At 37.4% G+C, this 14,327-nt stretch carries 9 protein-coding genes; 7 read left to right on the forward strand and 2 right to left on the reverse strand.

From position 1 onward, the window contains the following. Positions 1 to 289 precede the first annotated feature (289 nt). The 6 genes from IQ215_RS11270 (at position 290) to IQ215_RS11295 (ending at position 10,658) form a co-directional block, all read left to right on the forward strand. Positions 290 to 1,375, forward strand: coding sequence for a RuBisCO accumulation factor 1 (locus IQ215_RS11270; RefSeq protein ID WP_193801433.1), 1,086 nt, complete (start codon positions 290 to 292; stop codon positions 1,373 to 1,375). Between the two features lie 49 nt (positions 1,376 to 1,424). Beyond that, on the forward strand, positions 1,425 to 2,180 hold the full coding sequence (locus IQ215_RS11275) for a metallophosphoesterase family protein (RefSeq protein WP_193801435.1): 756 nt from the start codon (positions 1,425 to 1,427) through the stop codon (positions 2,178 to 2,180). Positions 2,181 to 2,253: 73 nt separating this feature from the next. Beyond that, positions 2,254 to 2,892, forward strand: coding sequence for a glycerol-3-phosphate 1-O-acyltransferase PlsY (gene plsY / locus IQ215_RS11280; RefSeq protein ID WP_193801468.1), 639 nt, complete (start codon positions 2,254 to 2,256; stop codon positions 2,890 to 2,892). A gap of 380 nt (positions 2,893 to 3,272) precedes the next feature. Then, positions 3,273 to 5,735 carry an EAL domain-containing protein gene (locus IQ215_RS11285; protein WP_193801437.1) on the forward strand — a complete coding sequence of 821 codons (2,463 nt, stop codon included), beginning with the start codon at positions 3,273 to 3,275 and terminating at the stop codon, positions 5,733 to 5,735. A gap of 142 nt (positions 5,736 to 5,877) precedes the next feature. Beyond that, positions 5,878 to 8,493, forward strand: coding sequence for an EAL domain-containing protein (locus tag IQ215_RS11290; RefSeq protein WP_193801439.1), 2,616 nt, complete (start codon positions 5,878 to 5,880; stop codon positions 8,491 to 8,493). A gap of 29 nt (positions 8,494 to 8,522) precedes the next feature. Beyond that, positions 8,523 to 10,658 carry an EAL domain-containing protein gene (locus tag IQ215_RS11295; protein WP_193801440.1) on the forward strand — a complete coding sequence of 712 codons (2,136 nt, stop codon included), beginning with the start codon at positions 8,523 to 8,525 and terminating at the stop codon, positions 10,656 to 10,658. A gap of 88 nt (positions 10,659 to 10,746) precedes the next feature. Here the strand turns inward: IQ215_RS11295 and IQ215_RS11300 are convergent, their stop codons facing one another. Together IQ215_RS11300 and rimM are read right to left on the reverse strand one after the other, a co-directional pair. Then, on the reverse strand, positions 10,747 to 12,360 hold the full coding sequence (locus IQ215_RS11300; protein ID WP_193801470.1) for a cation:proton antiporter: 1,614 nt from the start codon (positions 12,358 to 12,360) through the stop codon (positions 10,747 to 10,749). Positions 12,361 to 12,421: 61 nt separating this feature from the next. Next, the gene (gene rimM, locus IQ215_RS11305) at positions 12,422 to 13,042 is read right to left on the reverse strand and encodes a ribosome maturation factor RimM (protein ID WP_193801442.1); all 621 of its coding nucleotides are present in this window, start codon (positions 13,040 to 13,042) and stop codon (positions 12,422 to 12,424) included. Positions 13,043 to 13,193: 151 nt separating this feature from the next. Between rimM and IQ215_RS11310 the strand changes: the two genes are divergently transcribed. Then, a complete protein-coding gene (locus IQ215_RS11310; protein ID WP_193801444.1) occupies positions 13,194 to 14,027 on the forward strand; it encodes a DUF4382 domain-containing protein in 834 nt (277 codons plus the stop codon). Positions 14,028 to 14,327: the final 300 nt, after the last annotated feature.

A 14,327-nucleotide genomic window follows, 5' to 3' on the forward strand; every position in this document is an offset into this window, starting at 1 on the left:
TTAGGTGTACCCCCATCATAGAAAAGATAAGTCTTTACCCTTCCATGGTGAAGGGTTTTTTTATTGTTGTAGAGGATTAAAGATGATACATTAGAGGCTTAGGTTATACTAAATTCTGTTTTATTTGACAAGGTACTGATTATAATGGGGAACAGTTTATATTAGTTTTTAGTTTAATGAACTAATCATTTCTATTTTAAGTCAATCAATAGGTATCTTATTTAAAAAAGATTTGGTATTAAATATATTTTTATAATCTCAACATCAATTTTTTATTCTCTAAAAGTAAATGGTAGATAATAATATTATTAATAATCCTCCTCAAATATCAGAATCTGAAAAACAAGAATTAGTGCGATCGCTCTTACACAAAGAAGGGTGTTGGGTTGATTGGGGCAAAAAATGTCAAATACTGCAAAAAGCAGGAATTAACCCCCAAGAAATTTTCGAGCAAACAGGATTACAAAATAGTCAACAAAACCTTGTCATCGTAGCTTCCCAAGTGTATCAAAGTTTAGTTGATAATCAGGTAGAAGAGAGTACCTTAAAATACTATCAAGGGCCACGTAGCGACGTATTATACGAATTAAGGGTATTAAATCATCAAGAGCGCCAACAAGCCGCCCTCTATTGTGAACAAAAAAAAATGGATGTGGATGGGGCAAAGGAAGTGGCTAAAAATATGAAATTATTTGCCCGTATCTCTCAACCCCCCGAAGGATTCACCAACCATCCTGGAGATACCGTAGCCTATCAGTATTGGAAAAGTGCTAGACAAAAGAAAACCTTAGCTGATAAAACCCGTCTCATTGCCGAAGGTTTGAAATATGCCCATTCTGAAGGGGCGAGAAATAAAATTCAACAACTATTAACCGAAGTTGCCACCGCCGAAACCGTTGGAAAAATGCCCCTTTTACCAATGTATCGCCTAGAAGCAGAAGAACAAATTCCCTGTATTTTGCCGATGGTTGGTACATTTCCCCTAGCCCTATCATCTTTGGAAAATATTCCTTCCCTATGCCCCCAAGGCCCTTTTGATGTGGTGCAAGTTTCCCAATCCATGAATTTGGTTTCTATTCCCACATGGCAACCTGTATTACAAGCCCAAAGCCCCGTGGTAGTAATGGCCACTACCCATGATTTACCCCAACAACAGGATGAAAAAAATGAACCGATTTTAGTGGTGGTAGATGTAGAGGATAGGCAGTGGAGTTCACAATATTATTTTTTAGTGGATAACCATGGAGAAGTGAAGTTTTCTTGGTTACCTACCGAAAATCAAGACAGGATTTTGGGACGGGTATTAGTGATTCTTAAGCCTCGTAAAATTTTAGATGAGAATAACTTAACTCAACCATGGCAAATGGATGATTGATTCACGTTACAATGGTACTATCAGTGGGCTGTTTCCTATAGAAAAAGCAATGACAGCAAAGACAAATAGAAGATTCGTTATTGGTGATGTTCATGGTCATTTTCAGGCTTTACTGGGGTTGTTAAGGGCGATCGCCCCTACTCCAGAAGATGAAATTTATTTTTTGGGAGATTTAATCGATAGGGGGGAAGATAGCGCCAAAGTCGTTAACTTCGTCATGGAAAATAACTATCAATGTATTTTGGGAAATCATGAAGCGATGCTCCTACAATCCTTCACCCCCAAGGGCTTAAATCATATGTCCTTTCAGTCGTGGCTACAAAATGGGGGCTATTCTACCATCACCAGTTATAACAACAAAATTCCCCCAGAACACCTAGAATGGATGCGTCAACTGCCCCTGAATATCGATTTAGGAGACTATTGGTTAGTCCATGCGGGGCTAGATCCCACCAAACCCCCTCAAAAACAAAACTCAGATCAATTCTGTTGGATTAGAAATGAATTCCACAGCATCCCTGAACCCTATTTTAAAGACAAAACTATTATTATCGGTCATACCATTACCTTTACTTTTCCGGGGGTAAAACCGGGGCAAATAGTCCAAGGAAACGGCTGGATAGGTATCGACACAGGGGCTTATCATCACAGCTACGGCAAATTAACTGCCCTAGAATTAAATGAATCCATGGTTTATCAAGTGGATAGTTTTGGAAGACATTTTTCCAGTAAAAAATTGGTCGATGCGGTTTATAAAATTGACCCCCAAAACCTCGCTTTTAGGAAGCCAAAAATATTTTTCTAAATTTACATTAAAACCCCCTTAACAATAGACATCTTATCCCTAATAATAGATCAAGTGTCTATGAGGATAAATGATGAGTTTCTCTATTTTGATTAGTTTTGCCTTGATCCTAACCGCTTATCTCCTAGGTTCGATCCCCACGGGTTATTTAGCGGGACGCATTCTTAAGGGTATTGATATTCGAGAACATGGTTCGGGTTCAACAGGTGCTACAAATGTACTACGTACCGTAGGGAAAGGAGCCGCCATCGGTGTTTTATTGGTGGATCTTGTTAAAGGGATGATGGCGATCGCCCTTATAAAAATGATCACCAATTCCCTAGGGGGAAACGTATTACAGTGGCAAGAATGGTTAGTAATGACCGGAGCGCTCCTAGCCGTATTAGGTCATAGTAAATCCGTATGGCTAAAATTTTCAGGGGGTAAGTCCGCCGCCATCAGTCTTGGGGTTTTGTTCGTAATGAATCCCTTCGTCGGTTTAGGAACATTGGCAACCTTTCTCATAGTCCTATACTTCTCCCGCATCGTTTCTCTTAGTTCCCTCAGCGGTGCGATCGCCGTTAGCGTATTTATGGCCATCTTCAACCCTTCCATCCCCTACCTAACCTTTGCCCTCCTCGCAGGTTTATACGTCATTATCCGTCACCGTACCAACATTCAACGATTAATGGCAGGAAAAGAACCCCGTATAGGTCAAGCTGTAACCCCATAAAATATTCTAAACCTTTTCCACCTACAAAAATGATTTTTTCACACAATGGAGGTCCTCTGTTTTTGATCCTAAAAACCTTGGATTTCCATTTTAATTCAAACTAAAGAAAGATTTTTAATAAAAATTAACACAAAAAAAAGCCCCTTTTCTGTTAAACCTTTAATATAGCCAAAAGATAAAATAAAATCATTGAAACCACTAATATAAAGCCTATCGGTTAATCCTCGAAATTTTTAACAACCTATTTTGTATCAAAAGAAAGTGAAAAGCTCTAGCCCTTTTGATATTTTAAACATAAATCCATAAAAGACCTTTTTTGCCCCTAATTTTCAGGGCAGAAATTCGTTTATCATATAGAAAAGCTGTATAGGTGCAAGTCCATGAGTGAAACTCAAGAATTCCGTCATATATTAGTCATAGAAGACCGTAAAGGAAGAAGAATTTTATCCCTAGAAGAAAATAACTATACCCTAGGGAGAGATTCCAACAATCCCATCGTCATTTACGATTATCAAGTTTCTCGCACCCATGCAACCCTCGTCAAAAAAGAAGACACCCAAGGCAGCACCTATCGCATCGTAGATGGAGACTTGCAAGGAAAAAGAAGCACTAACGGAATCTTAGTTAATGGTCATGCCACTCTTTCCCATGAATTAAAACATGGGGATACCATTCGTTTTGCCAACGAAGCCAAAGCCAACTACTATATAATCGCCACAGAATCAGGCATCGATTTATTTAATCCTGACGACTTAGGAAATCTCAACGCTAGAAGCACCCTCACTAGCCCCACCACTCAAACCATGATTTCCAAGCAAGAAGAACAAGAAAACCCCCAAGATCAAGAAGAATTAATCCGTCTGGCTTCCTTTCCCGAATTATCTCCCCATCCTATCATCGAAGTAGATTGGGACGGTAACATAACCTACCTCAACCCCGCTGCTAGCATCAAATTTGAAAATCTCTACGAAGAAAAATTAAATCATCCTATCCTTTCTGATTTATTAGTAGAATCAAATAACCGTCAGGGTAATCTTTTTTTGCGAGAAGTAAAAATAGGAACGGAAGTATTTGAGCAATATGTTCACTATCTTTCTGAGAAAAAACTAATTAGGAGCTATATTTTTGACTTTACCAAACGAAAACAAGCAGAAGCCCAGTTAAAAGAAAGTGAAGCCCGTTATCGAGCCATTTTACGTCAAACTTCCGAAGGAATTATCCTCGCCTATGCCCATAACAAAAAGATTATCGAAGTAAATGGAGCTTATGCAAAAATGATTGGTTATAGCCCTGAGGAAATCAGGGAAATGACTCTTTATAATCTCATTGCCAGTGATTTACAATTATTTAACCAAGATTTAGCCAGAATTGCTGAGAGGAAACAAGATACCCTTGCCCAATATATTCACCGTTGTAAAGATGGTACTTTGTTAAATTTAGAGTCTAATATCAGTTTAATTAGCTATCAAAATAAAGATATTTTTTCCATTGTTGTTAAAAATGTTCCTGAGGTAAATCAAGGAATTCATAATTCTAATTATCATAATTTTTATGATAGTTTAACTAATTTAGCTAACAAAAGATTATTAGAAAAACAATTAGATATTGCCCTCTCTTCGGCTAAAAGCTATCAACATTTTCTTGGTTTAATTACTCTAGAAATTAAAGGATTAGATAGTTTTAAAAGGGTGAGAGGGGAGGAAGAAACTAATAAGTTTTTGCAAAATTTTGCCCAAACTTTTGAGTCTTGTTTGCGTAGTTTTGATTTAGCAGCTAGATGGGATGAGAATAAATTTATAGCTTTATTTTCCCGTATTCGAGGACCTCGAGATCCTGCCAAAATTGCCAAGAGAATTTCCATGGTTTTTGAGCAGTATATTCAACAACAAAAGGGCAATACTGATTTAGATTTAAATATTAGTATGGTGGTTTATCCTCTCGATGGAGAAACGGCGGAACATCTTTTACAAAGTGCCTTAATTTCTACAGATCAAGGGAATTATGATGAATCTAATGTGGTGAGTTGGAGTGGTTTTAGAATTAGCCCCAAAACCGCTAGTTTGCTGAGGTTGGAAAATCTGATTGGTAGTGCTATTCAGGAAAAGCAGTTTTATCTTTGTTATCAACCCCAATTGAATCTTGCCGATCATAGTTTGATGGGGATGGAAACTCTACTGCGTTGGAATCATCCTGAGTTGGGGAAAATTACCCCGAAACATTTTTTAAGATTGGCCGAGGAGACTGATTTTATGTTGCCTTTGGGGGTTTGGATTTTGCAAACGGCGGCGGCTCAGATGAAACAATGGTCTAATCAGGGTTTATCCACATCTCCTGTGACGGTTAATATTTCTAGTCGTCAGTTTAATCAAGATAGTTTTGTGGATTTGGTAGCGACGATTTTGCGCGAAACTGGTTTACCTCCTCAATTGTTGGAGTTGGAAATCATGGAAAATGCGTTGTTACAAAATCCCACTTTGGCCGCTAGTAGTTTGAAGCAACTTTCTGATTTGAAGGTGCGTTTATGCCTGGATAATTTTGGGGTGGGTGGTTCTTCTTTGGGACATTTACAACAGTTTCCCTTTGATACGGTAAAAATTAGCCCTTCGGTGATTGCGAAGTTAGAGTCTAATCATGGTCTTAAGGCTTTTGTAAGGGCGATCGTGTCCTTTAGTCAAGGTTACAATCAAAGAGTCGTTGCCGTCGGGGTAGAAAAAAATACTCAGTTAGAGCTATTAAAGGGTTTGGATTGTACCCAGATTCAGGGTAATTTCTTCAGTAGTCCTTTAACTTCCCAAGAAGCCACAACATTTTTAGAAAAAGGTGATTTTCACCTCCCTAGATAAACGTATGAAAATAAATTTATGAAATTATTAATACAATAATATTTATTGAGATTAGTTTAAAATCTTAAGATTAGTTTTATACTTTTAGTAACGGGTAAATAATAGTCTTTTATGATTTTATATAACAACTCTTTTATTAACTATGAATAGTGATTACACTGCCACCGTCTTTAATAATAAATTAAGAAGTTTAATTCATGTCTTGGTAATTAAAGATAAAACTTCTCGTAATACAATTGTGTTGGAAGATCAAAGATACACTTTGGGCAGAGATCCGCGTAATAATATTCCTATTAGATCAAAAAAAGTATCCCGTGTTCATGGAACTATTTTGAGGAGAGAAGACGCTCAAAATAAAACTTTTTCTTATTGGTTATTGGACGGGGATTTAATGGGTAATCGTAGCACTAACGGTATATTCATTAATGATAAAAGATGTTTGGTACAAGAATTAAAACATGGCGATTTAATAACCTTGGGCATGGATGTTGAAGGGGAATATCATATCCTGTCGAATGTAGATGAGCTAGAGCTTTTACGAGAAGAAGACTTTGCACCTCCCACAAGGGTATCATCAACTCAAGGGAAAGGAAATGAAGAAGGTAAAAACTATGGCACAGGTGATGAGCGAGAAGATGCCCCCACATTAATCAGTAGTTCGGAAACACTGTTTATTTCTGAACCAACGGTAGAATCTTTTGATGAGAGTATTTCCGAATCGGCTCAAGTTTCTGAGGCACAGTCCGAGGAGTTGAGTAAATTGGCTTCTTTTCCTGAATGGAGTCCTAATCCTATTGTAGAGGTTGATTGGTCGGGGAGAATTACCTATCTTAATCCTGCCGCCGTGACTAAGTTTCCCGGTTTGAGATTAAATGAAACCAATTATGATCATCCTGTTTTAGAAGGGTTGGTTAAGGGTATTAAGAAAAATAGCGGTAGTACCAATCTTTTTGTTCGGGAGGTAAAAATTAAAAATCAAGTTTTTGAACAGTATATTCACTACTTATCTGAGCAAAAATTGGTTCGATCTTATATTTTTGATTTTACGGGTAGGAAGATTACCGCCACCCAAGTCAATGAAAGTGAACAAAGATATAAAACTGTTTTAAATCAAATTCGAGAGGGAATTTTTTTGGTGGATGCCAGTACAAAGAAGGTGCTAGAAGCTAATAGTGCTTTGGCTAATCTTTTGGGTTATCGTCTTGATGATTTACATAGTTTGAGTTTGAATAATTTATTATCTTTTAGTGTGGGGGAGTTAGAACAAAAAGTTGCTGGATGGTTGAGTCATCCTAATTCGGGGGTAGAGGTGTTAGGTTATCGTCGCAAAAATGGTTTTTCTTTGGATTTGGAGTCTAGCTATTCGGTGATTAGTTATGGCGATCAAAAAATAATCTCTTTTACCGTACATCCTGTTTCTGAAAATGTTGAACATCAGACTATAATTCAAGAAGAGGGTTTATTTGATTTAGAAACTAATTTACCTAATCGGCAGTTATTTTTGGAACAGTTAAACACTGCGATCGCCAATAGTTATCGCCTAGAACAACTGTTATGTGTCATTTTCGTTGAATTAGAGCTACAAAAAAACTTAACGGAAAATATAAGTAAAAAAACTCAATCAACCCTATTAGAAGGGTTTTCTAAAAGATTAAGATCATCTTTGCGTAGCGGTGATACCGTAGCCAGATGGCAAGGAAATCAATTTGTCTGTTTATTGCCCCAAGTCAGAAGCGTACGAGACATTGGCAAAGTATGCCATAGAGTCTTAGAAACCCTCAAACCTCCCTTTTTCCTTGAACATCAAAAAATTCATGTGAAAACTAGCATGGGTATTGCGGTTTATGACGATGAAAACAACACCAGAGAAGTAATCTTAACCAACGCTCAAAATGCCCTCAAAAAAAGCCAAGAATCTGGGAGCAATACCTATAAATTTATACAACCCCAAATCCAAGAAGAAATAGAAAGGCTATTAAAGCTAGAAAAACTTTTAAGCTCAGCCTTGGAAAAAAAAGAGTTATGCCTTCACTATCAACCAAGAATCAAGGTAGAAAGTCGGGAAATAACAGGAGTAGAAGCCTTTTTGCGTTGGAATCATCCCGAGTTAGGTTGTATGTATCCCAAGCAATTTTTACCCCTAGCCGAAGAAACAGGATTAATTATGGATATTGGGGAATGGGTGTTAGAAACTGCTTGTTTTCAACATCGAATCTGGTTAAAAAATAACGTTATTCAAAAACCTATTAGCATCAATATTTCTAACTATCAATTTCAACAACCTAACTTCACCAATGTTATCGCCAATGTTTTAGAAAAAACTGATTTACCCTCAGAATTTTTAGAACTAGAAATAACAGAAGAAACCATTGCCCAAGACTTAGAATTAGCACAAAAAACACTCTTACAATTAAAGGAAATGGGCATCAAAATATGTTTAGATGACTTCGGTAAAGGAATGTCTGCCTTAGGTTATCTCAAACAATTTCAGATTGATACCATCAAAATAGATCAAGATATTGTGCAAAACTTAGAAAATAACTCTCAAGATTTAGCAATAGTATCAGCTATAATTGGTGTAGGGAAAAACTTTAACATTGCCGTTGTAGCGGAAGGAATTGAGTCAAAAAAACAATTAGATCTCTTGTTAGAGCTAGGATGTGAAGAAATACAAGGTAACTTGTTGACAGAACCGTTAAAAATGGGTGATACTACCAATTTTCTGGCCAATCCAAATAACAGTTTGACCTTATCATAAATTTATATACTAATCATATTCCCCATTACATGAATAATAAGAAGACCAAATTAAATCATATTCTGGTGGTAGAAGAACTTGGTATTCAAAGAGTCTTTACCCTTGAATCAGAGGTCTATTCTGTGGGGAGACATTCTAGCAGCGATATAAAATTAAACTCTTCCCCTGTATCTCGTCACCATGGCACTCTAATTCGGGATGATTTAGGAAATAATGAATATGCTTATACTCTCATTGATGGAGATTTTAAAGGTCATAGAAGCCAGAATGGTATTTTAGTTAATGGAAAAAAAATAATTCGTCGTCGTCTCCAACATGGGGATCAGATTTTGTTTGGGGGGGAAGAAATTAAAGGGGTATATTATTTAGAATCCCAAGAAGAAGTTAACCGTAATACTGGGCCTAATGATAATTGGCGAGTGGAGAGAAATCGCACCAATACGGCCAGGGAGGAGTTACAAAACACCTTAATTCTTTCTGAACAAAATTTATCGGGTAATTTACAGAGTGATGAGATTAAAAGATTGGCTTCTTTTCCTGAGTTATCTCCCCATCCGATTATTGAGATCGATTTTCAGGGCAAGATTACTTATATGAATCCTTCGGCAAGGTTATCTTTTCCTGATCTATCTGATGATAATCAAAATAACTCTAATCATCCTTTGATGGTGGATGTTGAAATTCCCAAGGATAGGACTAATAGTCAGTTAGAACAAAGGGAGGTTCACGCCCACGATCGCCACTTTGAACAATACATCCATTATCTATCTAAATATAACGTAATTAGAAGTTATATTTTTGATATTACAGAACGGAAAATTTCGGAGGAAAAGTTACAATATCAAGCCTTCCACGATTCTTTGACGGGTATTGGTAATCGTGATTATTTTCACCGTCAACTTAATAATCGTCTTCGGGAAGTGGAGGAAAAAAATGAACATTTGGCGATATTATTCATTGATATAGATAGATTTAAGAATATCAACGATACTTTAAACCATTCCACAGGAGATAAATTATTAGAAAGTTTTTCCTATCGTATTCTTTCTTGTCTTTCCACCGACTGTATTTTCTCCCGCTGGGGGGGAGATGAATTTATTTTGGGTGTACCTTTGGGTAATGATCAGAATCATACCAACACCATTGATGATACTACCCAAGTAATTATGGATAGTCTCAAAAACCCATTTTTAATTGATAATTACACCATCTATGTTACCTGTAGTGTGGGGGTAGCTATTTATCCTCGGGATGGAAATACCCAAGAGCAATTAATTAAAAACGCTGATATTGCTTTATCTCGGGCGAAACAAATGGGTAAAAATAATTCCCAATATTATACGACTCAATTAAGCGAGGAACAAATGTTACTCTTTGAGTTGGAAACCAGTCTTTATGATGCGATCGCCCATAATCAACTATACTTAAATTATCAACCCCAATTAAACCTGGACACCAATAAAATAGAGAGTGCCGAAGCCCTTGTAAGATGGAAACATCCTACCCTTGGGGTAATCTCTCCAGGAAAATTTATCCCCCTGGCCGAAGAAACAGGATTAATTATTTCCATTGGGGAATGGGTATTAAAAACCGCCTGTATTCAAGCAAAAAAATGGATAGAATCAGGATACGGCTTAAAAACCATCGCCGTTAATATCTCCGTCAAACAATTTCGCCAAGAAAACTTTGTGGAAATAGTTAAAAACATCTTAGAAAGCGTTAACCTAGAACCAAAATATCTTGAATTAGAAGTAACCGAAAGCATTTTAATGCAAGATAGAGGAAAAACCGCCCTCATCATCAACGAATTATCAGAATTAGGGGTTAAATTTTCCCTCGATGATTTTGGCACAGGTTATTCATCCTTAAGTTATCTCAAAAAATTCCCCTTCCACACCATAAAAATTGACCAATCTTTTATCCGAGATTTAACCGTTAATCAACAAGATAGAGCCTTAATTGATGCAGTTATTACCCTTGGAAAAGGCTACAATATGCAAGTAGTGGCAGAAGGGGTAGAAACAGAAGCCCAACTAAGACTCCTAGAAAAATTTAACTGCGATATTATTCAAGGAAGATGGTTAAGTATGCCCATTTCTGATGTAGAATTTACCCAGTTTATTATCAACTTTGCCCTTGACAACCATGCTCAAAAATTGGGATAAGTTGTTATAAATAGATTGTATATTTGCCCACCGAATAACACTTGATCATAAACAATTATCGTCTTTTGTCTATTTTCTGTTTCTCACCCTAATCATCATCCTTAAGAGATAATAACTGTTCATTCAAAGTAGAAAGATAGTCTTGGGCTAAATCCTCCCCTAAAATTCCCTTACGCACCCCATCCCTTACCGCACCTTGTTCGGCTAAATATAATCTCCTCTTTAAACTATTAATATATTTATCTTCAGTAATAGTGGTACTGCGTTGATTATAAATATCCCTTAACTTTTTTTCCCCTTGGGCTATTTTTGCCTGATAACTAGCGAAAATTTCTTCATATAAAGAGCGAGATAAACTCCCTGACTGAAAGAGAATATCTAATTCCTTTTGAGCTGCCTTAGAAGCAATTAGGGTTAATTGTAAATGTTCTATTTCTTGCTTGAGGGGAGAAGGTTGGGAAAGCTGTAGTTTTTTTACCAACCAAGGTAAACTTAAACCCTGCCCCACTAAAGATATTAATACTGTGCTAAACACAATGGCTATTACTTGGGTTCTTTCTGGTAAGGTAAGGGGTAAACCAATGGCCAGGGCCATGGATAATGAACCTTTAACATTGCCTAAAATAAGTACGTGTTGCCACTTGAGGGGAATGGGGCGATCTAATTTTTTGAGTAAGTATAAAAGAGGATAAATGGATAATACTCTACCTATTTGATAACCGATGATGGCAAGGAGGGCAAGGGGAAACGTGGCGATGAGGGTTTTAGGTTCGATGACAATACCTACTAAGAGAAAAATAAAGGTATTTACCCCAAATCCTGCATATTCCCAAAAATTGAGCAATGTTAATTCTGTGGTGGCAGAGATTTTTTTAAATCCTGAATTACCAATAACTAATCCTGCGATCACAACTGCGATCGCACTTGAAACCTGCAATAACTGCCCTATTTGGAAGGTTAGTAGGGAAACAGCCACCGTCAATAAAATACTACTGAGGGCATCATCTAACTGTTGGAATAAACCCACACATAAATAACCTAACCCTAAACCTAATAAACCCCCCCCTAAAAAAGCGATTAAAATTTGAATGATACCATCTCCGAGAGAAAAAGAACCTTGAAGATGTATTCCTGCAAGAACATTTAATAATACAAGGGCGACAGCATCATTAAACAAACTTTCCCCCTCCACAATGGTAGCGAGTCGAGATGGCACAGATACCGTACGAAAAGCCACAATCACAGACACAGTATCCGTAATGGTTAAAATTACCGCCATGGCCGCCACCGTAATCCAAGGTAAACCCATGGAAAATTGATAAAAAGTAGCCGTAATGGTAGAACCAATTAACACTCCGGGTAAGGCCAATAAAGCAATGGGTTTGATGGTACTTTTAAGACGACTAATATCAGTGTTAATGGCGGCCTCAAAAATGAGAATCGGCAAAAATAGATTAAGAATCACATCAGGATTTAAACCGATAAAATCTGGTAATGCCCCTTGGGTAACAATTAACCCTGCTAAGACTAAGCCCACCACATAGGGAATTTTTAATTTTCTGCTGACTAAGGCAACAACGGTGGCAATGAGTAACAAAATGATTAAAGCATCTACTAATCCCGCAACGTCTGAGTTATTGTTGGCCAATGAATCGATGTCAAATTCTGTGATAGTTTCAGCAAACAAAAAGGCTTTAAACATTGTCATGGTGGTGGGTAGATGGGGAAATTAACTTTTATTGTCCATTGTCCATTGTGAATTGTCAATTATCCAATAAACCTAGGGGGGGATTGATTTCTAGTTTCTTGTTTTTAATGTCCACCATTGGAACTATTTGGGCAACGAAGGGTATTAAAACTGTTAATTCTTTGGTTTTTTTCGGTTTTACTTTTTTGCGTCGAGAAATGCGACTAATTTTTTCAATATTAACGGGAGGTGTGGTTTCTATGGTAGGTTGTTTGTGGAGTTTTACTTCTAGGATGTCATGGGCAGCACTAAACACATCAACTACAACACCGATATTTTCCCCATCTTGTTGGTTATAAACTTCTAAACCTATTAAATCCGCCACATGATATTCGTCTTCCTCTAAATGGGGTCGATCGCCTTTATGTACAGATAATATAGCACCTTTTAGGTTTTCGGCCTGGGTGCGATCGTTAACATGATCTAACTTCACCACATAAATATTTTTACCTGGAACTTTTCTCGCTCCCACAAATTCCACTGCTTGAGGAGATGAATTTTCGTTAATAGTTAACCATCTTTGCCCCTTTTTTTCAAATCTTTCAGGAAAATCCGTCGTAATATTTACCCTCACTTCTCCCTTTAATCCCGAAGCCCCTACAATAGTGCCAATCTCAATTAAATCATCAATATCCAAACTTTACTACTCCATGATCAATTCTTTTTTACATCATAATTTTAACCGATGAAGGAAAAGCAAATCTTTTCACTTTTTTCCATTCTCAACATTGAAAATTGATCCGCCCTTCCCCGATAATTAATAAAAAACCACTGTTATATTTACCCCAATGATTAAAACCTCCTTCCCATCTATCCCTAAAATATTTGTTCTAAGTGCGATCGCCCTTACCATAACAGGATGTAACCCCCCTCAAACCAACACCCCAGAAAACAACCCCCCAACCCCAGAAGTAGGCTTCCTACAACTAACCGCCAACGGACAAAACTATATTTTTCAAGAAATTCAAACCAAAGACGGTTGGAATATCAACCTAAATCATGTCTATATCACTATCAATAACGTCATCGCCCATCAAACCAACCCGCCCTACAACGCCTCCACAGAAAACCCCCTACAAGCCCAAGAATCAGTTAACCTCATCATCTCCCCCACCACCATCGACCTAATGTTAGGCACAATGGACAACCCCGCCGTATTAGTAACCGAAGTAGAAGCCCCCCCCGGAGACTATAACGCCCTATCGTGGCAAATGTACAACAATCCCGAATCTCCCCCTAGCTTAAGCCTTGAAGGCATAGCCCAAAAAGATAATCAACAAATTCCCTTCACCCTCCAATTACCCATGGACATTAACTACACCTGCGGTGACTTTGTCGGCGACGAAACCAAAGGTATCCTCAACCCAGGAGAAACCGCCGAAATAGAAATGACATTTAATCTAAACCATATCTTCGGTGACGCTAGGAAAGATAACAACGACGCGATAAATCTTACAGCCCTGGGATTTCAACCCATCGCCAACCTAGCCAACAATCAGCCCTTAGAAACCAACCTAGAAAACCTCAAAACCAACTTAACCCCCGAACAATATCAAACCCTAGAAAATAACATTCTTCAACTAGCACAAGTGGGAGAGGGACAATGTCGTTATCAACTATAATTATGATTGGCATCACTTAGTGATGATATAAAATATAGTTGAATTATACAAAAAACTAAGACTTCTAAATATTAGAACCATTCCCTATTCCCCATGGTTGATGAGCGAAGTCGAGATGCCCTGTTCCCTTCCTCAACGAGAAATCATACCTAAAATCAGCAACGCCCTATAATTAAACGATACAAAAGACACAAAAAATCAACCCTAACCCAATCTGGTAAGATAACTAACTCATTTGCAAAAATAAAGTTTTATTGCAAAAAGTAAAGAATAAATTGCCAAAATCGGCATCATCAGTAA

This window comes from Cyanobacterium stanieri LEGE 03274 (assembly GCF_015207825.1).
Taxonomy (GTDB): domain Bacteria; phylum Cyanobacteriota; class Cyanobacteriia; order Cyanobacteriales; family Cyanobacteriaceae; genus Cyanobacterium; species Cyanobacterium stanieri_B.